The sequence below is a fragment of the Streptomyces sp. CBMA156 genome (assembly GCF_014596515.1).
Classification (GTDB): Bacteria; Actinomycetota; Actinomycetes; order Streptomycetales; family Streptomycetaceae; genus Kitasatospora.
Genome location: NZ_MSJQ01000161.1, coordinates 1 through 21954, shown reverse-complemented (window position 1 = coordinate 21954; position 21954 = coordinate 1). Strand labels below are relative to the sequence as shown.

Here is a 21954-nt window from a genome sequence, read left to right as displayed (position 1 = left end):
CTGGCCGCCCACCTGCCCGCCCTCGCCGCGGCCACCGCGCGCGACCTCGCCGCCGCCCTCGCCGCCGGAGAGCCCGCCACCCTCCTGGAGGGCACCGCAGGCGCGGCCCTGGCCCTCCACGCGCACGCCCACCCCGGCACCGCCGCGGACTGGGACGCCTTCCTCCTCCTCGGCTGAGCCCACCGTCGGCCACCCGCCGTCGGCCGTCAGCGGTCAGCGGTCAGCGGTCAGCGCAGGACGGCGAGTTCGGCCACCACGGCGCGGTGGTCGCTGCGCGGCAGGGCGTGCTCGGTGACGTCGACGGCGGTCAGCGCGGGCCCGTGCAGGACGTGGTCGATCTGGATCACGGCCGGGACGCGGTAGTCGGGGTGGTCCTGGGGCCAGGTCGGGAAGAGGCCCGCACCGAGTTCCTCGTGGGTGTCGGTCAGGCCGGTGGCGATCAGGTCGCGCATCGGCCGGTGGTCGAGGGTCGCGTTGAAGTCGCCCAGCAGGACCGCGTTGCGGGTGCGCCCGGGCGCGGCGGCGCGCAGGGCGTGCAGGTCCTCGGCCCAGCGGCGGGCGTCGCCGAGCGGGTAGTAGGTGTGCACGGCGACCAGCTGCACCGGGCGGCCGCCGACGTCGACGGTCAGGTTGGTGGTCGGCCAGGCCGGGTCGGCGGCGGAGCCGACGGGCAGCCGGGTGTAGAGCGCGGTGTCGGTGCCGGCCGGCCGCTCGCGGTGCGGCAGCAGGTCACGGATGCCGGCCGCGTCCAGCGCGTCGGCGGCGGAGTCGCTCTGCTCCTCGACCGCGAGCACGTCGATCCGCTGGTCACGCACCAGGTCGACCAGCGACTTCGGCGAGACCTGCCCCATGAAGTTGTTGCTGGTCGCCACCCGCAGCCGGGGCGCGTCGACCGGCGCGTCGGCCCCGTCCGGGACGAACCGGGGCACCAGCCACCACAGTTGCAGCACCACCAGCGCGGCCGCGACCCCGGTCAGCCGCCATTCGCGCAGCACCGCCACCACCGCCAGCAGCAGCACGCTGACCAGCGCCGCGTACGGCAGCCCGGCCATCGGCAGGGCCCACACGGTGCCGTCGTCCCACCCGGCCACCCGCACCACCGCGAGCACGGCCGGGCCCAGCAGCAGCACCCCGCACCCGATCAGCGCGGCGAGCCGCCAACGGCCCCGGCCGGCGGGCGACGTGCTCTGCGACGTACCGTCCGTCACGGGTTCTCCTTACACGGGGCGGCCGGCCGCCTTGATCATCGGCGGCCGTCGTGAAGGACGGACGCCCACGCCCGCGGCCCGGTTCCGCACCGGCGTTCGAGGGCGGTGGCCAGGTCCGGAGAGCGGGACGCCCGCGCTCGGCGCCGGGCACGCCATGGCCGCCCGCACTGCTCCGGAACCCGCCCCGCCCGTCGTCGGCGGGCGGCGTCACCGGCCGCCGAGGCGGCCGATCCGTTCAGCGGTCAGACAGGCGCGCACGATGGCCACCCGGACCAGCGGGCCGCCGAGGCCGCACTTGATGACGTAGAAGAGGATCAGGTTGGTCGAGGTGACCGCCAGCGCGTACACGTAGACGTCGTGCAGGAGTCCCAGGTAGAGCAGGGTGCCGACGGTGAGGACCGCGACCGCGTAGAACATCGAGGTCGGCGACCACTGGGTGAACGCCGCCAGACCGGTGATCTTGCTGTCGTCCTCGGGCACCGTGGTCAGCCCGAGCCGCCGGGAGCGCGCGATGACGGCGCGGACGTACGCCAGGGTGAGGACGTTGGCGAGCCAGGTGAGGATCTGTCCGATCGCCGAGTTGACGGGCCACCAGCGCGGTTCGACCAGGGTGATGGCCAGCACCAGGCCGCACGGAACCACCGCCATGATCCGCATGATGGTCTCGGTGGCCAGGGCGAGCCGGCTCAACGAGCCGGCCCTGCGGCCGATGGCGAGCGGCGTCAGACCGGAGAACAGCATCTGGTAGTACTTCGGGGCGGCGATGGCGTAGGACAGCCCGACCATGCGGGCCGGAAGATTGGCCCGCCAGTCCGGCACGGTGTAGTCGGAGTGCCGCCACGAATCGACGACCGGCAGGCCTTCGCGGTTGCCGCCCAGGTGCTGGACCAGCTCGATCAGCCGGTTGTCCCAGGACAGGTTCAGGTCGCGGAACAGCCAGGTCAGGACGGCGAAGTTGGTGAGCGCCCACACCAGGGCCGACAGCAGCGACCAGCCGAGCAGCCAGGTGGCCAGCGGCGGCCGGCTGCCGGTCGCCGACGGGGTACCGCCTCGCCTGCGGCCGCGCCACAGCCGCCACTCCCGGCCGGGGTCGCCCGCCAGCGGCCGGGCCAGCTCGCGCAGCGCCCGCCACCCGGCTTCGACCCGCAGCTCGCCGCTGTCACGCTCGGCGGCCCGGACCAGTTCGAGTTCGGCGAGGAAGCCCTCCTTCAGCCTGGCGTAGGAGAATTCCCGCTGCACCGGATCGGAGAAGATCAGCAACCGCCGCTCCGGGACGGCGTCGACCAGGTCCTCCAGGAACCGGGCCAGCTGCGGGGCCCGCATGTAGAAGACGTCCGGCACCACCCGATCGGTGCTCTCCACCCCGGTGCCGAACAGCATCAGCAGCCGGCCCAGCGAGTAGAGGTCGGCCCGCAGGATGTGGCCGTCGCCGGACCGCACCTCGGGCGCGATGTACGAGGACGCCACGCCGGTGGCGCCGGTGATGGTGTGCGTGTACAGGTAGTTCCGGCCGAGGTCGACCAGCCGGAAGGTCCCGTCGGCGGCCGAGACGATGATGTTGGACGGCGAGAGGTCCGCGTGGACACCGCCCAGCCCGCCGTGCAACGGGTTGTCCGCGGCGACCTGCTGAAGCTCCGCCAGCGCGTCGAACAGCTTCGACCCCTGCTCGCGGAGCCGGTCCAGGCTCAGCCGCAGCTCGCCCGCGGGCCGGCCGGCGGCCTCGGCCCGGACGGTCTCGGCGAGGGTGCTGCCCTCGATGAACTCCATCATGATCCAGGTGTCGAAGCTGGCCCACACCCGCACCAGGTGCCGCAGGCCCTGGGCGGCCGACCCGTAGGTCCGCGCGTACTCCCTGGTCGCCTTGGCCAGGGTCCCGATCCGGGTGAACGGGTAGAGGACCAGCTTCAGCGCGAAGTCGGGGCGGGCCCCGTGCACCGCCCCGGTGGTGCTCCCGCGGAGGATCACGGACGTGCTGCCGTGACGGTGGAAACGCAGGTTCGGGGCCATCGCCCGCCACTCCTGGACCGCCTGCTCGCTCTCCGGGGCGGGACGGCGCCCGGCGGCGGGCTCGGGGCTGTAGACGGCCGACACCGCCCGGCCGACCTCCTCGTCCGCGGCGAGCACACCGCAGACCGCCGGGCAGTCGTGGGTGAGGGCACTCGCGTCCGCACCGCCCGCCGGGTCCGCGGCCGGCAGGCGGGAACGCTGCGCCTCGGACTCGGCCAGGCCGATCAGTGTCAGCAGGAACAGCCCCGTGAACCCGAAGACGTCGGCGCAGTCCTGCCGGAGGGCTTCGCCCTGCTCCCGGTAGCCGGCACACCAGGCCGTCAGACGAGCGATCACGGCCGTCCGTGAGCCGAGCCCGAAACGGGTGTCGAACGAGCGCTCGTCCACCGGCATGTCCTGCAGCACCCGCCGCCAGGCGGCCTGCCGGCCGGCGAGCCGCCTGGCACCTTCCGGCCCGGCCGGCGACAGGCTCAGCGCCGATCGCAGGGAGGCCGTCCGGTCCTGGCTATAGCCCGTCAGGTCGCGCAGGGCCGCGAGCACCGCATCGAGTGCCACTCCTTGGGGCGCCATTCGCGGTCTCCACCACCGTCAGCCGGGGTATGGCATGGATGCGGCCCTGGGCGATCATCGCGGTGGGTCGGTTCTCCAACGCGCAGAAGGCCGTCTCGTAGGCCGTGCGGGCATGTTCGAGCAGCAGGTGCCGGTCCATCTCGTGCCGCTTCAGTTCCGGCATCCAGGGCAGCGGAGCGAGGTCCAGCACGTGCGGCCCGACCCCGCCGGACGAGTGCCGCTCACCGCGCAGCCACTCCTGGTCCCGGTACTTCTGCCGGATCGCCGCCAGGTAGCCGCGTCCCAGCCCGGTACGGAGCCGTTCGAGGTGCAGGTAGGTGAAGCGGTGCATCGGGGACACGGTTCCGCCCGCGTGCTCGCGCATCGGACGGGTGCTCAGCGAGAGCACGTGCGTACAGCCGTCGTCGAGCGCGAGCCGGAACGGGAGCGCCGTGAGCACGCCGCCGTCCACCGCCCGTCTCCCGTCGGAGGTGCGCGCGGTGCCCGGGACCGCGATCGGCAGCCAGGCCGAGGCGCGCAGCGCCGTCTTGAGTTCCTCCTTGGAGGAGAAGTCGCGCAGCACGACCGTGCGCAGGGCGTCGACATCGGTGACCGGAACAGCCAGCCGGGCCGGAGAGGCGATCACCGCCGCGTAGTCCAGCGGTTTGACCCGTTCCATGACGTGCTCGAAGGAGTAGTCGAGATTCAGAATGGGCTTTCGCTGCAAGGCCCTGGAAAAGTCGACGAACCTGCGTGTCGTCAGGTCGTCGTAGTAGATCGAGAGCGAATACCAGGTGTTCCCCGCAAGGAAGTAGGCGCCGTTGATCCCGCCCGCCGAACACCCGTAGACCACGTCGAAGGCGTTCTTGAAGCCGTGGTCCTCCAACTGGCACAGCATGGCGGCCGACACCACCCCGCGCATGCCCCCGCCCTCGACCGCGAGCGCGACCCGCGCACCGTCGGCGCGGCTCCCCGGCAGGCTGCCGGAGTCGCGCCTGGCCCGCAGGATACCGAGCACGGGATGGTCGGGATCCCAGTACCCTTGTCCAGATATGAACCCGTCGGTCACAGTGACGTACTGTGCCACACGCGGAACGCGCCCGGCAGTGTTTTTCCACCGGACGACGGAGCGAAGATACGGAGCGTCATCCACCGCTTTTCACAAGCGGGGGGCGGAAATTCCGTTGACCGGGGAATAAACCCGGATCGGGAATCCCGGTATTGCTCCTCGGGCGGCAGGTTATGGAAGGAGCCGGCGCGGCGCCCCGGTGCGGCGGCCGGACGGGCCCGCCGCACCGGGGCGCCGGCGGGTCAGAGCACGACCTCCTTGAGGAGGCCGGTGGCGACGTCGAGGACGAAGCCGCGGACGGAGTCCGTGTGCGGGACGAAGGGGCTGGTGCGGATCCGGGCGGCCGACTGCCGGACGTCCGTCTCCAGGTCGGTGAAGGCCTCGGCGGCCCACGGGGGTTTGACGCCGGTCTCCTCCCGGATCGACTCGCGGAAGGCGTCGTCGCCGAAGGTGAGCATGCCGCAGTCGGTGTGGTGGATGAGGATGATCTCCCGCGTGCCGAGCAGCCGCTGGCTGATCGCCAGCGAGCGGATGGCGTCGTCGGTCGCCACCCCGCCGGCGTTGCGGATCACGTGCGAGTCGCCTTCGGCGAGGCCGAGCGCGCCGTAGACGTTGAGCCGGGCGTCCATGCAGGCCAGGACGGCCGTGTGGCGGGCCGGCGGGAGCGGGAGCGGCCCGTCGAAGGCCGAGGCGTAGTCGGCGTTGTTGCGCAGGTAGAGGTCGGTGACGGTGTCGGTCATGGTGGACGGCTGTCCCTTCGGTGCGGTCGGATCGTGGCGGGCCGGGGCGCCCGGGAGCCCCCGTCCTCGCGGACGGGTGGGTGCGCGAGGAGCGGGCGGCACCGAGCGGCGGCCGCTTCTCGGCGGCCGCTTTCCCGACGGATGTGCCCCGGGCGCGGCGCGGACGGGCCGCCGGTCGGAGCGACGGCGGGTCCGCGCGGCGGAGGAGGACGGCCGACACGGCGGCGCCGTCCGGCACGGGGCGGAACGGCGCGGCCTGGCGGGCCGGGTGATCAGACGCTGACCGGACAGCCGGTGGAGTGGACGCGGCCGAAGTCGATGTGACGACGGCGGACGAGCACGGTCATGCGGGCACCGTACTGCCCGGCAGGGCCGCCCGGGCGGGAATCGCCCGTTCTCCACTCCCCCGGGTGACCGCACCCGGGGGAGCCGGGACGGTCGCGGGTTTCACCGTCGCGGACGCCGCCCACCCGGATCGGCTGCGAACTCATGAGGTCGTATCCGAACTTGATGCGATTTCCGGCGCCTTCTCCGTCACACACACCGGTGAACCTGCTCCGAAGCGGGGGCGTGGACGGCCGGTTGCCGCTCTCCTGGGGTCCTGTCCGGATCGGGCGTCTGCCCGCCGATCACGAGAGTGGGGCCCAGGTGGGGATGAGAAGACGAAGGACGGGCGTCGCGCGGGCCGCGGTGCTCGCCGTCGCGCTGGCCGGCAGCGGGTTGCTGACGGCGCCGGAGGCGTTCCCGCAGAGCGCGGAAGGAACGGTGACGGTCCGGGTGGTCCGGGCGGTGGACGCCTCGGGGGTGTGGACGCCCGCGCTGGAACCGGGGCTGCCGGGTGTGAGGGTGACGCTCACCGGCGGGGACCGGGTCCGCGTCGAGGGCACCACGGCGGCCGACGGGACGGTGACGCTGGCACCGCCGGCACGCAGCCGGGAGCACGGCGGCGGGTACCGGGTGCGGGTGGTGAATCCGCGGCCGGGCGTGCTGTTCCCCGCCTTCGCCTCGCGGCAGGGGCTGGACGGCGCGCCGGACCGGCTGAGCTCCAACGAGGAGTTCGTCGACCTCTCCGGCGGCGCCGACGTCTCGTACACCACGGGGCTGTGGAGCCCCGGCGACTACTGCCAGAAGAACGCGACCCTGGTGACGACCTGCCAGAACACCACCTGGCAGGGCGGTGCGCAGCGCACGCTGGTGTCGTTCCCGTACGGTGCGCGCGGCCAGGACGGGGTGGACGTGAACGTCACGGACATCGCCACCGACGCGCAGACCGGCACGCTGTTCGGCATCGCGTGGAACCGGGCCGACCGGCGGGTGTTCTCCTCGGCGGCGGCCAAGCGCACCACGGGGTACGGGCCCGGTGGCGCCGGCGGGATCTACGTGACGGACCTGGCGCGGAAGCGGACCACGCTGTTCGCCACCGTCCCGGACGCCGGGGGCACGGCGCACGGGCCGGGGGCGGACGAGGCGTTCCTGGCGGTGCCGGGCAGGGAGAGCCTCGGCGGACTGAGGGTGACGGACGACGGCAGGGACCTGTTCGTCGTCAACCTCAACGACCGCCGGCTGTACCGCTACGACGCCACGGCGGCGACCGCGTCGGCGCCGAAGGCCGTCTACGCCATCCCGGATCCGGGCTGTCCCTCGGCCGGGGACTGGCGTCCCTTCGGTCTGGGCCTCCAGGACGGGACCGGGTACCTCGGCGGTGTCTGTTCGGGCGAGTCGACGGGCCTGGCGTCGGACCTGCGGGCGGTCGTGCTGCCCTTCGACCCGGCCACCGGCCGGTTCCGGCAGGCCGTGCTGGACCAGCCGTTGGACTACCCGCGCCAGTCGACGGTCGGTGCGGGCCCGTGCGACGGCGCGGGCTGGTTCCCGTGGACGGACACCTACCCGGCGACGCAGAACGGGCAGGTCTGCTCCGGCTACCGCGCCCAGCCGGAGCCGGAGCTGGCCGAGGTCGGCTTCGAGACGGACGGCTCGATGCTGCTGGCCTTCCGCGACCGCCTCGCCGACCGGGCGACGGGGCAGGCGGCGGCGGGCGGCGCGGTCGGTGAGGTCCTGTCGGGCGGTGACCTGAACAAGGCCTGCGCGGCGGACGGCGGCTACGTGATGGACACCAACAACGGCTGCGGGCTCTCGCCCCGGGGCACCCGCTTCTTCGACACCAGCCGGATGGGCTTCCACCACAACGCGTCCTACGCGGGGATGGCGCTGTCCAAGGTCGAGTCCACCGTCGCGGTCTCCGGGTTCGACCCGAACAGCACGGCCTTCGGCTACGGCACGTCGTTCCTGCGACGGGCGGACGGCGGGCAGGACCCGCTGTCCGGGCTGCGGCTCAACCCGGCGGACGTCCCCGCGCCGTTCGGCAAGGGCGCCTCGATGGGCGACCTGGAGGTGCTCTGCGACCGGGCGCCGCTGCAGATCGGCAACCGGGTCTGGTACGACGCCGGGCACACGGGCATCCAGCGGCCGGGACAGCTCCCCGTGGAGGGTGCCACCGTCCACCTGTACGACGGGGCGGGCACGCTCGTCGGGACGGCGAGGACGACGGCGCGCGGCGAGTACTACTTCGACGACTCGAACGTGGACGGCGGCCTCACGCCGCGCACCGCGTACACGATCCGGCTGGACGAGCCGGCCGACTACGCCGAGGGCGGTCCGCTGTACCGGTGGGTGCCCACCAGGCACGGCGTCGGTGACGATCCGCTCATCGACTCCGACGGCGTCGCCCCGCCGGGGGGACGGTATCCCGAACGGGCGCTGACCACCGGCGGACCGGGCGAGAACGACCACTCCCTCGACTTCGGGTTCCGGCGCTGCGGCTGCGGGCACTGACCCCGGTCGTGCGGGACGGGGCCCCGGGGCGCTTCGGTGCCCCGGGGCCCCTGTCCGAGGAGTGGAATCCCGCCCGCGGCGGACGGTGCGCGCGGCACCGTGGACGGCATGATCCTGCGACCGAAGACCGACGACCCCGCCGCCTACCTCGCGGCGGACGAGGTGATCGACCACCGGCACCCGGAGCTGCGCCGGCTGGCCGCCGAACTGGCCACGCCGGAGGCCGCGTTCCACCACGTCCGCGACCGGGTCGCCCACTCCGCGGACGCGGGCGCGTACAGCGGGGCGTTCCGCGCCTCCGGGGTGCTGGCGGCGCGCAACGCGATCTGCCACGGCAAGTCCCATCTGCTGGCCGCGCTGCTGCGGGCGCAGGGGGTGCCGGCCGGCCTGTGCTACCAGCGGCTGGAGGACGGCGCGGGCGGATTCGTGCTGCACGCCCTCAACGCCGTTCTCCTGAACGGCCGTTGGTCCCGCCTGGACGCCCGGGGCAACCGGGAGGGCGTGGACGCGCGGTACGACCTGGAGCGGGAGCGGCTGGCCTGGCCGGTCCGGCCGGAGCTGGGCGAGCGGGACTACCCCGGGGTCTTCGCCGCACCGCCGGCCCCGCTGGTCCTGGCGCTCGCCCGGGCCGTGCCGGGCCGGCAGGGCTACGGCTACCTGCCGGCCGAACTGCCGGGCGAGGCACCGGCCGGTTCGGGTGAGCCGGGCGGAGCGGCGTAAGCGGTACGGAGCCGGTACGGCGGCAGGTCGGCGGACGGTGGGGCTCTGCCCGGCGGGGAAGCCGGGTTCCCGCTGCCCCCGCGGGGGGTGACACCCCGGCGCCGCGCGACCTCGGCCGGTACCAGCGCAACGTCACCGAGAGCCGCCGGAGCAACCCGGTCCTGAACGGCATGGGCGCCAACGTGTGGCCCTGCGCCTTCTGGCCGGCCCCGGTGGAACCGGCCGTCCGGGTCACCGGCCGGGGCCCGACGAACATCCTGCTGCTACAGACCGAACGGGACCCGGCCACCCCGTTGTCCGGCGCGCTGGGCATGCGGGCGGCGCTCGGCGGGCGGGCCCGGATGGTCACCGTGGACGGCGGCAACCACGGCGCCTACGACCCGTCCACCCCGTCCTGCGCGGTCACCGCCGCGGACCGCTTCCTGGCCACCGGGGTGCTGCCCGCCCGGGACCTGTCCTGCCGCCCGGAGCCGGCCGGCCCGTGACCGGGGAGCGGTGCGCGGCACCGTGGCGAGCAGGGAGCCCTGGTCCAGGCCGTCCGGCGCCGGATCGGCGACGAGGTGATGACCGCGGGCGATCCCCGTGGCACGGCCGAGCTCTGCGGAGGTTCCGACCCGGGCAGGTGGGCTACCCGTGGCCGTAGCCGGACGGCCCGGGCGGCGAATCGCCGAACGACCTGCGGTGTCGGTCGTCTGACAGGCTTTTACGGGTGGCCTGCCGGTCGTCCGGCGGGGCCGACGGCCGGATGACGGTGACACGAAGGCGGTGCCTGACACCGTCCAGGGAGCGGCCTGCCCGGATCGAGCGGGCGGCTCGATCCCGAAGGAGTCACCCATGCGCACACCCGTCACGATCATCGGCGCCGGGCTCGGCGGCCTCACGCTGGCCCGGGTCCTGCACGTCCACGGCATCCCGGTCACGGTCCACGAGGCCGAGCCCTCCCCGTCGGCGCGCTCCCAGGGCGGGATGCTCGACATCCACGACGACACCGGGCAGCTCGCCCTGCGGGCGGCCGGCCTGCTGGACGAGTTCCGCGCCATCGTGCTGGAGGGCCGCCAGGCGATGCGGGTCCTCGGCACCGACGGGACGGTCCTGTTCGACGTGCCCGACGACGGCACCGGCGGACGCCCCGAGGCGCAGCGCGGCGACCTGCGGCGGATCCTGCTCGACTCGCTGCCCGCCGGCACCGTCCGGTGGGGGCGGAAGGCCACCGTCGTCCGGGCCCTGGGCGGCGGCCGTCACGAGGTGGTGTTCTCCGACGGCACCGCCGTCACCACGGACCTGCTGGTCGGCGCCGACGGCGCGTGGTCACGCGTCCGGCCGCTGCTCTCCGGGGCCAGGCCCGAGTACGTCGGCAAGTCCCTCGTCGAGACGTACCTGGCCGACGCGCGCACCCGGTACCCGGCCACCGCGCGGGCGGTCGGCGACGGGTCGATGATGGCGTCGTCGCCGGACAGGGAGATCTTCGCCCACCGGGAGAGCGGCGACACCCTGCACGCCTACGTGTGGATCACCGAGCCGCTGAACTGGTTCACGGGCATCGACTTCACGGATGCCGCCGCTGCCACCGCGCGGATCGCGCGGGAGTTCACCGGCTGGGCGCCGGAGCTCGTCGCGCTGATCACCGAGGGCACCGCGCCGGTCCTGCGTTCCCTCTACGCCCTCCCGGACGAGCACCGGTGGGACCGGGTGCCGGGGGTGACCCTGATCGGCGACGCCGCCCACCTCCAGGCCCCGAACGGCGAAGGCGCCAACCTGGCCATGCTCGACGGCGCCGAACTCGGCAGGGCGCTCGCCGCGCACCCCGATGACGTCGAGGCGGCGCTCAGCGCGTACGAGCGGGCCATGTTCCCCCGCAGCGCGGCGGCCGCCGTCTCGTTCCCGGAGCGCGGCTCGGAGGGCGGGTCGGAGGGCGACATGACTCCCGACATGATCGAGTTCATCACCCGGCAGGGCCGGTGACGGGCCGGATCCCGGCTTCCGCCGGGACGGCCGGGCGGGCCCCGGAGGCGGCGGATTTCCTCGGGACCGGTCCCGCGCCGGTCTGCTAGCCTTCCGAAGGCCGTGCGAGAGAACGAGGAGGTGGTACCCGTGAACGCAGTTTCGACATGGGTGCTCCCCTCCGGGGTCACGGTCGGGCGATAGGTCGTCCGGGAGCGCCGTTCAGAGCACTCCCGAAAGGCATGACCATCATGCGATTCACTTCCGAACAGCGCCTCGACGACGGTGTCCTCGAACGCGAGTTCACCCTCGGCGAGATCCCCGGCACCCTGTGGACGCCGCCCGGCTCCGCACCGGCTCCGCTGATCCTGATGGCCCACAACAACGGCCTGCCCAAGCGGGAACCGCGTCTGGTGGCCCGGGCCCGGCGGACCGCGGCCTTCGGCTACGCGGTGGCCACCATCGACGCCGCCGGGTGCGGTGACCGGCCGCGCTCCGCCGCCGACGACCAGGCCCGCGCCGACCTCCGCCGGGCGATGCGGGCCGGCAAGCCGGTCGACGGGATCTTCGAGTCCTTCATCGGCCCGCTGGTCGAACAGGCCGTCCCGGAATGGCGGACCACCCTGGACGCCCTCCTCGCGCTGCCGGAGATCGGCGGCCCGGTCGGGTACTCGGGGTGGACCGCCGTCGGCATCCACCTGGCGGCGACCGAGCCGCGCATCGCGGCCGCCGGCCTCTTCGCCGGGGGCTACGTACCCCTCGCCCAGCGCGAGGAGGCCCGCCAGGTCACCGTTCCGCTGCTGTTCCTGCTCCAGTGGGACGACGAAGGCAACCCCCGCCAGCGGGCCCTGGACCTGTTCGACGCCTTCGGCAGCAAGGAGAAGACCCTGCACGCCAACCTGGGCGGCCACACCGGCACCCCGTGGTTCGAGGTGGACGACGGGGGCCGGTTCTACGACCGCCACCTGAAGTGACACCGGGCCGGCGGGCCGCCAACGGGCGGTAGCCCGGGGCGGCACTCCCCCAGCGGCGGTACGGCGCGGCATCGGCACACTCCTGTCCGGGGTCTCCACCGATCGGGCTTCGGTGACGGTTCCGCGCATCCGCGACGGAGGTCAGATCATCGGCGCCATGCGATGGCGGTTCGGATGGGCGCGAAGCCGCGGTGAGGTGCCTTGCCACCCGCTGCCGTCCTCTTCCGCCGGCAGCATCGCAGCCGGCACTGACAATCCGGCCGGGCACCGGTCGTCGAGGGGGCCGGGGTGGGGGGCCGGGGGCGGAAATGGAGTGTCGGGTCGGCCTGGTGATCCATTAGAGTCCGCCCGGCATCATCGGGGGAGTTCGGGTTCACAGGGGGTTCCATGCGCGGGGCGCGTTCCGCCGTCGTCGTGACGGTCGCAGCGGTCGTACTGGCGGGCGGCCTCACCGCCTGCGGTGGCGCCGGTGGTGGCACCGCAGGCGGACCGTCGGCGGCGGCCGCCCCGGGCGGTACGGCGGCGGGGAGCGGTACGGCGACGGGCGGCAAGGCGGCCGGGCTCGATCCCAAGGCGGCGCTGGCGGCGGCCGCCGAGGTGATGCGGAAGGCCGGCGGCGGCCGGTACGCCCTGTCCGCTCCGGACGGCCTGGAGGCCAAACCTGGTGCGGGATTCGCCAGTTGGGGAGGCCGCCCGGCCGCGATCGAGTACCTGGGCGACGCCCCGGGCGCCAAACTCAGGGTCCGGGTGGTGGGCAACGAGGCGTACATGGGCCCCACCGAGCAGGCCGCGGCAGCGGTGGGGCAGCAGACCTTCTGGTCGAAGATGCCCTTCCTCATGTGGCGCCGGCCCTTCTACCCGCAACTGAGCCTGGCGATGGACCCGGTGACCCGGTTGACCGTGGCCCAGGCGGGCCGGCTCAGCAGGGTCGGGACCGAGACGGTCGACGGCGCCGAGGTCACCCGCTACCGCGCCGTCGAGGACGTCGCCGCCGTGCTGGGCGGGATCCCCGACCTCACCGAGGAGCACCGCCCCCACGTCGAGGTGGCCCTGAGGAAGGGCGGCGGGACGTACACCGTCGACTTCTGGCTCAACGCCCGGCAGGAGCTCGTCCGGTTCCGCGAGTTCGGCGAGCAGGACGGCGAGGCGAAGGCCGTCACCGTGACGTACTCGGCGCTGGGCACCGCCCCGGCGATGGAGGCGCCCGCCGAGCAGGACCTGCGGAAGTCGTTCGACCTCGACCCGTTCCTCGACCCGTCGCCCGCCACCGCGGGCCCGGGCCCGGAAGCCGCGTAGCGGCGGCGGTCATCCGAGGTCGAAGGTGTTCGGCAGGCCGAGGCGGTAGCGGGCCTCGTCGAGCAGCTTGAGCGGTTCCAGCTCCGGGGGCCGGAAGAGCAGCTGGATCCGGCAGCGTTCGGCGGCCGAACCGTCCGCGTCCAGCAGGGCGTTGACGGCGCGCCGCGCGGACTCGTTGGCCCCTTCCATGGTGGCCAGGTCGACGTCGGTGCGGACGTAGTCGCCGGCCAGGAAGAAGTTGCCCACCGCGGTCGTGGCGGAGGGCCGGTGGTACAGCGTTCCGGCGGGGTGGACCAGCAGCTGCTCGCGGTTGGCCGGTGACGGCCCGCCCAGACCGGTGACGGCCGGGTCGAGGAACCACGAGTGCACGTCCGCGTCCGCCGGCCACCCGGCGCCCGGCCGGTCGAAGGCCCGCCGGCACTGCGCCCAGACCTCGCGGGCCACCTCCTCACGGGTGCACTCCTTGGCCGTCCTGCCGTAGAGGATCCCGGGCCGGTCCCACTCCGAGACGCAGACCGAGAGGCAGTCGCGCACCGTTCCGTCGCCGTAGCCGGCCGCGAAGTCCCGGTCCCAGAACTGCGCCTGGCCGACCGCGGTGAGCGCCCACGGGGAGTCCAGGCAGACCGCGTGGCCGTGCACCAGCCGCACCGGGCGGCGCAGGTAGAACTGGATGCCCGTCATCCAGTCCGTGCCGATCGCGTCGCAGCGCGCCAGCCGGGGATCGGCGGCGCGCAGGCGCGGGCCCCAGGTGGCGCGGGCGTGCTCGACCGGCAGCGCGCTGAGGTAGTGGTCGGCCCGCACCGTCTCGGGGGCCCCGCCGCCGGCCGGAGCGACCCGGACCCCGGTGATCCGGCCGTCGGCGTACAGCACCTCCCTGACCTCGGTCCCGGTCCTGAACACGACGCCCAGCGAGGACAGGTGTGCCGCCCACGGGTCGATCCAGGCCTCGCTGGTGGGGCCGTTGAGCACCCGGTCGGGCTGTCCGTCGACGCCCCGCCCGAGCAGCCCGTCCAGCAGGAAGGCCTCGACGACGGTGCGGGCCACCGTACGGGTGCTGGCCTGCTCGGCCCGGGTCGCGACCAGGTCCCTGGACAGGCCGACGCCGAGGAGGCGCTGGTAGTCGTGGGACATCCGCCCGGCCCTGATGAAGTCCCACCACGGCACCCGTTCCCACTGCTGCTCACGGCGCACGTCGCAGCTGGTCAGGTGGACCAGGACCCGGTCGACGAAGTAGGCCAGCTCGTCCGCGGGCAGGTGCAGCACCTCGTCCAGCACGCCGGTCAGGGTCCGCCGCAGGGCGTCCGGGGCGAGGTCGCCCAGGTCGAGCGGCCGGGTGGTGAGGGTCCGGAAGGGCAGGAGCAGGCCCGGACGCGGGGCGTCGTAGGCGAGCAGCGCCTGGGTGGCGTCGCGCAGGTTGTCGTGGACGCCGCCGGGGTTGCCGGCGCAGGGGATGCGGCGCAGGGTGTCCGGCAGGTTGCGGTAGAAGCCGGGGAAGAACCGGAAGCCGTGCTCGCCCGGCAGCGCCCGGCGGCCACCGGTCGCGCTGCCCGGCACGTCCATGCTCCTGGCCTTGCCGCCGAGCGCGGCGTGGTACTCGTACACCGTCACCCGATAGCCGCGCTCGGCCAGTTCGTGCGCGGCGCTCAGCCCGGAGACCCCGCCGCCGAGGACCGCCACGCTCCGCCCGGGGCCACCGCGAGCTCCGGTGCCCGCCCCGCGCGGGAGCGCGGCGGCACCCGCCGCGGGACCGACGGCCACGGAACCGCCCAACACGGCGGCACGGGTGAGGAATTGACGTCGCGTCCGACCGCTCACCGCGCCGTCCCGCGAACCCTCGGCCGATCCCATGATGCGCGCACCTCCGACTCCCCGGTCACCCGGACGGCGGGGTGACCCCCGGTGTGCAACGACGGGACCCGGCTCCGGTCACCCGCCACCGGTTCGGGCCGAGGGTGCCACGGGAAGGCACGGGAAGGCACGGGAAGGCACCTGCGGGGCTTGCCAGCCGTCCGGCGCTCCTCGATAGTGGGCGCGGGGAGTCGGCGATCACGCCGGCCAACTCCGCTGACAGGGTGGGGAATCGGCATGGCACGGCAGGTCAGGGAGCTGGGCTTCGGCAGGCTCCACCGCAGCGCTTCCGTGATCGGCGTCCCCGGGCTGCTCTGGCAGCTGGGGCGGCGTTTCGTCCTGGTGTTCGGCGTGGTGCTGCTCGTCGGCCTGGTGGTGATGCGGCCGGACAACGCCGTGGTCAAGGCCGCGATCGTCGTGGCGATCATCGTGGCGGTCTACGGTCTGGTCTTCGCCTGGCGCCGGCTGGCCGGGCGGCTCGGCATCCGTCAGTGCCACCTCCACGAGGACGGTGTGGCCGTGACCGACTTCGTCGGCGGCGTCCGGGACGCGGTCGCGTGGCGCGATCTGGCGACGGTCAGGGAGATCAACGCGAGGGGCGTGCTGGCGGCCTTCCGCCGCTTCGAGTTCCGGCACCGGACGGGACACCTGGCGATGGCGGTCGTCGTGCCCTCGGTCCACCGTGCCTTCGCGAAGGACCTGATCCGTCTCGCCAACGAGAAGATCGGCGCCCCGGCGTCCTGACCGTCGGCCGCGCCCGCTTCCCCGGCCCGCACCGTGCAGGCCGCGACGGTGCGCGCCGCGACGATGCGGGCCGGGGTGTCACGCCGGGGCGGGCGTCGGGACGATCCAGAGCTCGGACGGGCCGCTGATGATGACGGACTCCAGCCGGGCCGGCGGCGTCCTGGACGGGTCCAGGACGCTGTCGGGGTAGGCGCCGAAGAGGCCGTCCAGGGCGACTTCGGTCTCCAGCCGGGCCAGGGGCGCGCCGAGGCAGAAGTGCGGGCCGTGGCCGAAGGACAGGTGCTCCTTGTCGGGGCGCGTCGGGTCGAAGTCGTCCGGCCGGTCCGGGTGGGCCTCCGGGTCCCGGCCGGCCGCGCCGAATCCGAGCAGGATCGGCTCGCCCCGGCGGATGACCACGCCGTCGCCGAGGTCGATGTCCTCCAGCGGGTAGCGGAGCGGGAGGTGCATCGCCGGGCTCTCGTAGCGCAGGGTCTCCTCGATGACGTCCGCCCAGCCGAGGGTGCCCTCGCGGACCCCGGCCAGGTGGCGGGGGTGGGTGAGGAGGGCCTGGACGGCGCTGGTGATGAGGTTGACCGCGGTCTCGTACCCGGCGCCGAGCATCAGGAAGAGGACGTCGCGGGACTCCTCCTCGCTGCGGCCCGTCTCGCCGCCGGTGCTGACGGCGGCCACGTCGCTGGCGAGGTCCGGCCCGGGCTCGCGTCGTTTGAGCTCCAGCAGTTCGGTCAGCACCACGTTGATGTCCGCCCGCGAGGCCGTCATCTGCTCGGTCGTCGCCGTCGTCGTCAGCAGGGTGCCCATCGCCCCGTCTATCCGGGGCCGCAGGTCGGCGGGTACGCCGAACAGGTCGCAGATCACCGTCATGGTCAGCGGGAGGGCGAGGGCGCGGCGGATGTCCACGGCCTCCCCGGGCGCGAGCGCGCCGACGAGGGCGGCGGCCATCGCCTCGATCCCGGGGCGCAGCGCGGACACCCGGCGGGGTGCGAACGAGGGTGCCATCCGGCGTCGGGCCGAGCGGTGTTCGGCACCGTAGAGGTTGAAGAAGTTTTGCTGGAAGGCGATCGGTCCCATCGGCCATCCCTCGGGTACCGAGGCCAGGCCGGGCCAGTGCTTGCGCGGGTCGCGGGAGATGCGCGGGTCGCTGGTCAGGGCGCGGATCACCGAGCTGCGGGTGACGGACCAGGCGATGATGCCGTCGGGGAGTTCGACCCGTACGGCCGGTCCGGCGGAGCGCAGCTGCGCGTTCTGCTGGTGGAGGGTGCGGGCGGTCATGTCCAGGACCGGGCAGCCGCCGTGGTCCGGGGGTGTGGGAGCCATGGTGTTGCTCCTCGGGATCTCTCGGGGTGCCCCGTCAGGCCGTGCCGGGGCCTGTGCTCCGTTCTAGTGGGGTGCGGCGCGGTCGTCAACGGGGCCGCGCTCCGTTCGGATGCGCGGCCCCTGTTTTCCCCCTGTCGGGGGTTACTGCCTGTCGGGGGCTACTGCCCGGTCAGTGCCCGGGCCCGGACGGCGCGGCGCAGCGTGTCCAGCTGGTCCACCAGTCCGCGCCGGGTCGCCGCGGTGAGGTCCGGGTCGGCCAGGCAGGCCTCGGCCGCCCGTACGGTCCGTTCGGTGGCGGCGAAGGCGGGGAAGCCCGCGGTGGCGAGCACCCGGGCCAGGGCGGGGCCGCGGCGGGCGGTGGCCGGGCCCAGTTCCTCGAAGTAGCGCGTGGTCAGCCGGTCGAGCAGTTCGGCCTGTTCGGGCTGCCACAGGCCCCTGGCGGTGGCGGTGGCCAGGTAGTTGGAGAGTTCGCCGTGGAACAGGGTCTGCCAGGCGGCTTCCTTGGCGGCCGGGTCGGGCAGTGCGGCGCGGCAGCGGGCGGCGCCCTCCTCGCTGGTGTCGCTGGGGTCGGCGGCAAGTTCGGCGGCGATCTCCGCTTCTCCCGCCGCGCCGAGCACGCACAGTCGCAGCAGCAGGTGCCAGCGCAGGTCCGGGTCGAGCACCGGGCCGCCGGGCACCGTGCCGGCCGCCAGCCAGTCGCGCAGTTCGGTGGCCTGTGTCCGGTCGGCGGCGGTGTTGATCACGCCGCGGGCGGCCACCAGGCGCAGGCCGGTGCGGTCCGGTTCGCCCTCGGTGCGCCGCAGCAGGGTGCGGCAGACCTGCGCCAGGGTGGCGAGGGCGGCCGGGCGGGCGGCCGGCGGTACGGCGCAGTCCGCCACGAAGTCGCGGGCGAAGGAGAGCACCGCGTCCACCAGGTGTACGGAGGTCTCGCCGGGCAGGTGGGCGGCGACCAGCTCCAGGTACTCGCCGGGCGTCAGTTCCCCGTCGCGGACCTGGTCCCGGGCGGCGCTCCAGAGCACGGCTCTGGCGAGTTCTTCGGGCACGGCGCCGAGCGAGGACCGCACGGTCTTCCAGGAGCCGGGGTCGAGGCGGATCTTGACGTAGCTGAGGTCGGTGTCGTTGAGCAGGGTCAGCTCGGTGGCGGCAGCGGGCTGCACGGGCGCGGCGGTGGCGTCGGCCGTCAGGTCGAGCGGCACGCGGCCGGCCAGTTCCAGGGCGCCCTCGGCGGTGCGCCGGTAGTGGGCCGCGGTCAGCTGGTGCGGGCGGGGCGTGCCGTCGGGCGAGGTGTGTTCGATCCGGCCGTCGGTCAGCCGCAGGGTGTCCACGCCGGTGGTGCGCAGCCAGCGGTCGGCCCAGCCGTGGACGTCGCGGCCGCTGGCCGCCGCCAGTGCCCGGAGGAGGTCGTCGAGGGTGGCGTTGCCGAAGGCGTGTTCGTCGAAGTAGTCGTTGACCCCGGTGAGGAAGGCGTCCTCGCCGAGCCAGGCGACCAGCTGGCGCAGTGCGGCGGCGCCCTTGGCGTAGGAGATGCCGTCGAAGTTCTGCAGTGCCTGGGCGGTGTCGTCGACGGTGCCGGGTGCCACGGGGTGGGTGGAGGGGCGCTGGTCGGCGTCGTAGCCCCAGGGCTTGCGGTCGGCGGCGAAGCCGGTCCAGGCGCCGGTGAAGCGGGTGGAGGCGGCGGTGACGCTGTAGGCCATGTACTCGGCGAAGGACTCGTTCAGCCAGAGGTCGTCCCACCACTTCATGGTGACCAGGTCGCCGAACCACATGTGCGCCATCTCGTGGACCACGACCAGGGCGCGTTCCTCGCGCTTGGTGTCGGCCACGGCGGAGCGGAAGATGTACTCGTCGCGCAGCGTGACGCAGCCCGGGTTCTCCATCGCGCCGGCGTTGAACTCCGGGACGAAGCACTGGTCGTAGCTGTCGAAGGGGTAGCGGTGGCGGAAGACCCGGTGGTAGTGGTCGAAGCCCTGGCGGGTGGTCTCCAGTAGTTCGGCGGCGTCGGTGTCCAGGTGGGCGGCGAGTGAGCGGCGGCAGTGCAGGCCGAGCGGGATCCCGTCGTGCTCGGCGCGTACGGAGTGCAGGGGGCCGGCGACCACGGAGACCAGGTAGCTGCTGATGGCCGGGGTGGTCGCGAACTCCCAGCGGCCGGGCGTGACCTGGCGGCCCGTGCTGTTGCCGACCACGGTCCACTGCGGCGGCGCGGTGACGGTGACGGTGTACCGGGCCTTGAGGTCGGGCTGGTCGAAGGAGGCGAACACCCGTGGGCCGTCGTCGAGGAAGGACTGGGTGTAGACGTAGTCCTCGCCGTCGGCGGGGTCGGTGAAGCGGTGCATGCCTTCGCCGGTGTGGGAGTAGGCCATGTGGGCTTCGACGGTGAGTTCGTTGTCGGCCGCGAGGCCGGTCAGCGGGAGGCGCCCGGCGCGCAGCGTGGTGGCGTCCAGTTCGCGGCCGTTCAGCACCGCTCGGTGGAGGGTGGCGGGTTTGACGTCCACGTAGGTGCCGGCGCCGGGGGTGGTGCAGCCGAAGCGGATCACGGTGGTGGAGCCGAACACCTCCCGGCCGAGGGTGAGGTCGAGATCGAGGTGGACGGTGCGGACGTCGAGCAGTCGGTGGCGCTCGGCGGCCTCGGTGCGGGTGAGTACTGAGGTATCGGACACGGGGATCATGCTGCTCCATCCGGCGGGCGGGCGACACCCGCTTTTCGGCTTCGGGCGGCCGGGCGTTCGACGCTTGACTTCAAGTCGGCTTCAGGTACCAGACTGCGGGACATGCCGAACGACACCGCAGCCACCCGCCGACCAGCCGCCCCCGACCGGCTTTTGACGAACAGTCAGGACAGTCAGGACAGTCGGGACGGCCGGGATTCCGATGCCCTCCCGCTGTCCGCCGCCGTACTCGACGAGATCGCCGGACGGCTGGCCGCCGGGCGGCCGGCGGTGGTCGGCCTCGGGGAGTCCACGCGCTTCTCGCGGGAGACCTTCGGGGTGCGGGACCAGCTGTTCCGCCGGCTGGTCCGGGACCACGGCTTCCGCGCGCTGGCCGTCCAGGACGGTGCGGGTGCCGCCGCCGCCCTGGACGCGTACGTGTCCGGCGGCGGGGGTTCGGCCGCGTCCGCGCTGGCCGGTGCCTGGCGGCCGTGGCGCACCGCCGGGATGGCCGCCGGGATGGAGTGGATCCGGGCGTTCAACCGGGACCACCCGGGCGACCGGGTCCGGATCTTCGGCGTGAAGCCGGTCCAGGCGGGGCCCGCCGACTACGACGCCGTCCTGGAGCAGGTGCGCGCGGCGGCGCCGGAGCTGCTCGCGCGGGTGGCGGCCCATCTGGAGCCCGCCCGCACCGCCCACGGGACCGAGGAGCACGTGCAGCGGGCGCGGGGAGTCCACCCGGGCCGCCCGTTCGCCGAACACGCCCGCGACGCACTCCGGTTGGTCGAGTCCCTCCCGGGTGCCGACGACGCGGTCGCGAGGATGCGCCTGATCGTGGAGTACCACGAGCGCAGCGTCGCCGGGCGGGGCACCTACGCGGGCGAGGCCGAGGTGTGGGCCGGCGTCGTCGCCGGCTTCCAGCGCCGGACCGCTCTGCGCACCGTCTACTGGGACGGCATCGCGCACACCTCGGCGGCCGACACGGTGCTGGGCCTGGTGCCGGATCGCGGTCCGCAGGCCACCGTCGGCAGCCTGCTGCGCGGGCGCTACGGCCGGGGGTACGTCTCCGCGGCGATCGGCTTCCACCACGGCGACCTCGGCGTCGCCGTCGCCCCGGAGCCGGCCGCGGACCTGGTCGACGCGAGGCTCGGCGAGACGGACCTGCCCGCCCGCTGGCTGGACCTGCGCCGGGAGGACGTGCGCCGCCGGTGGGACGGGCCGGCGAAGGCCCGGGTCATCAGCGGTGTCTACACCACGGAGCGCGACGGCGCCGAGCACCTGGCCGTCGCCTCCCTGGCCGAGGCCTTCGACGTCCTCGTCCACGTCCGCCGGACCTCCCCGGTGCGCCGGCTGCCGTGAGCCCGGGGCACCGGGAGGCGGTGTCAGCCGCGCCGCGCCGCGCGGCGGACCGTGGCCGGGAGGCCGACGACGAGCAGGAGTGCGGCCGCCACGGCGTAGGCGAGGTGGTGGCCCGGCAGGGACAGGTCGCCGGGTCCGGCCGGGCCGGCGGCCTGGGCGAGGCCGGCCAGGACGGTGGGCCCGATGCCGCTGCCGATCTGCAGGGCGGTGGCGGTGACCGCGGAGGCGGTGCCGTGGGCCCGGTCCGGCACGTGGCGCAGGCCGGTGGCGGTGAGGGCGGGAAAGGCCAGGCCCTGTCCGACGCCGGTGACGACCAGGCCGGCCAGGACCGGTCCGGCGTAGGGGCTGTGCTCCCCCGCCGCGCACCAGATCAGCACGCCGCCGGCGGTGAGCAGCAGGCCCGAGAGCAGGAGCGGGCGTGGTCCTCGGGTCCTCATCAGCCGTCCGGAGACCAGCGCGGCACCGGCGACGGCCAGGCTGACGGGAAGGACCGCCAGGCCGGAGGAGGCCGGGGACATCCCGCGCACCTGCTGGAGGTAGAGCGGCAGCAGGAACAGCGAGCCGGTGACGCAGAAGTAGAACGCGCCGGCCACCACCGCCGCGGTCCGCACGCCGCGGGTGCGCAGCAGGTCCCGGTCCAGCAGGACCGCGTCCCCGCCGCGGGTGCGGCCGCGGCGCCACCACAGGCAGCCGGCGGCGGCGGTGACG

16 protein-coding genes are annotated in these 21954 nt (G+C 74.2%); 8 read left to right on the top strand and 8 right to left on the bottom strand.

All coding sequences use genetic code 11. The annotated features are described in order from the left end of the window. Positions 1-227 precede the first annotated feature (227 nt). The 4 genes from BU198_RS13455 to BU198_RS13440 form a co-directional block, all read right to left on the bottom strand. The gene (locus BU198_RS13455; protein ID WP_317620106.1) at positions 228-1208 is read right to left on the bottom strand and encodes an endonuclease/exonuclease/phosphatase family protein; all 981 of its coding nucleotides are present in this window, start codon (positions 1206-1208) and stop codon (positions 228-230) included. Between the two features lie 207 nt (positions 1209-1415). Then, entirely contained in the window at positions 1416-3785 is a 2370-nt protein-coding gene (locus BU198_RS13450) for a hypothetical protein (RefSeq protein ID WP_188297082.1), read from the bottom strand. After that, entirely contained in the window at positions 3721-4833 is a 1113-nt protein-coding gene (locus BU198_RS13445; protein ID WP_317620105.1) for a patatin-like phospholipase family protein, read from the bottom strand. Before BU198_RS13445 ends, BU198_RS13450 begins: the two co-directional genes overlap by 65 nt. Before the next feature lie 242 nt (positions 4834-5075). Then, a complete protein-coding gene (locus tag BU198_RS13440; RefSeq protein WP_188297080.1) occupies positions 5076-5573 on the bottom strand; it encodes a beta-class carbonic anhydrase in 498 nt (165 codons plus the stop codon). Between the two features lie 654 nt (positions 5574-6227). Here BU198_RS13440 and BU198_RS13435 point away from each other — a divergent pair. The 6 genes from BU198_RS13435 (at position 6228) to BU198_RS13410 (ending at position 13336) form a co-directional block, all read left to right on the top strand. Then, a complete protein-coding gene (locus BU198_RS13435; RefSeq protein WP_188297079.1) occupies positions 6228-8405 on the top strand; it encodes an SdrD B-like domain-containing protein in 2178 nt (725 codons plus the stop codon). Between the two features lie 108 nt (positions 8406-8513). Beyond that, entirely contained in the window at positions 8514-9125 is a 612-nt protein-coding gene (locus BU198_RS13430) for a transglutaminase-like domain-containing protein (protein ID WP_188297078.1), read from the top strand. Between the two features lie 170 nt (positions 9126-9295). Beyond that, complete coding sequence (locus tag BU198_RS13425) at positions 9296-9610, top strand: alpha/beta hydrolase (protein ID WP_223244334.1); 315 nt, start codon at positions 9296-9298, stop codon at positions 9608-9610. A gap of 349 nt (positions 9611-9959) precedes the next feature. Beyond that, positions 9960-11087, top strand: a complete 1128-nt coding sequence (locus tag BU198_RS13420) for an FAD-dependent oxidoreductase (RefSeq protein WP_188297077.1) — start codon at positions 9960-9962, stop codon at positions 11085-11087. Between the two features lie 230 nt (positions 11088-11317). Continuing rightward, complete coding sequence (locus BU198_RS13415) at positions 11318-12040, top strand: dienelactone hydrolase family protein (protein ID WP_188297076.1); 723 nt, start codon at positions 11318-11320, stop codon at positions 12038-12040. Between the two features lie 414 nt (positions 12041-12454). Beyond that, a complete protein-coding gene (locus BU198_RS13410) occupies positions 12455-13336 on the top strand; it encodes a hypothetical protein (RefSeq protein WP_188297075.1) in 882 nt (293 codons plus the stop codon). Positions 13337-13345: 9 nt separating this feature from the next. Here BU198_RS13410 and BU198_RS13405 read toward each other — a convergent pair whose 3' ends face one another. Then, complete coding sequence (locus BU198_RS13405; RefSeq protein ID WP_188297074.1) at positions 13346-15184, bottom strand: FAD-dependent oxidoreductase; 1839 nt, start codon at positions 15182-15184, stop codon at positions 13346-13348. Positions 15185-15421: 237 nt separating this feature from the next. On the opposite strand from BU198_RS13405, the gene BU198_RS13400 reads away from it, so the two are divergent. Continuing rightward, positions 15422-15928 (top strand): hypothetical protein, encoded by a 507-nt coding sequence (locus BU198_RS13400; protein ID WP_188297073.1) that lies wholly within the window; start codon positions 15422-15424, stop codon positions 15926-15928. Positions 15929-16006: 78 nt separating this feature from the next. On the opposite strand, the gene BU198_RS13395 is transcribed toward BU198_RS13400, so the two are convergent. After that, entirely contained in the window at positions 16007-17242 is a 1236-nt protein-coding gene (locus BU198_RS13395; protein ID WP_188297072.1) for a cytochrome P450 family protein, read from the bottom strand. Between the two features lie 158 nt (positions 17243-17400). Then, the gene (gene pepN, locus BU198_RS13390) at positions 17401-19899 is read right to left on the bottom strand and encodes an aminopeptidase N (RefSeq protein ID WP_317620104.1); all 2499 of its coding nucleotides are present in this window, start codon (positions 19897-19899) and stop codon (positions 17401-17403) included. Between the two features lie 111 nt (positions 19900-20010). On the opposite strand from pepN, the gene BU198_RS13385 reads away from it, so the two are divergent. Continuing rightward, on the top strand, positions 20011-21246 hold the full coding sequence (locus BU198_RS13385) for an erythromycin esterase family protein (RefSeq protein WP_188297070.1): 1236 nt from the start codon (positions 20011-20013) through the stop codon (positions 21244-21246). Between the two features lie 23 nt (positions 21247-21269). Here BU198_RS13385 and BU198_RS13380 read toward each other — a convergent pair. Then, a partial coding sequence (locus tag BU198_RS13380; RefSeq protein WP_188297069.1) for an MFS transporter occupies positions 21270-21954 on the bottom strand: 685 nt, incomplete at its 5' end.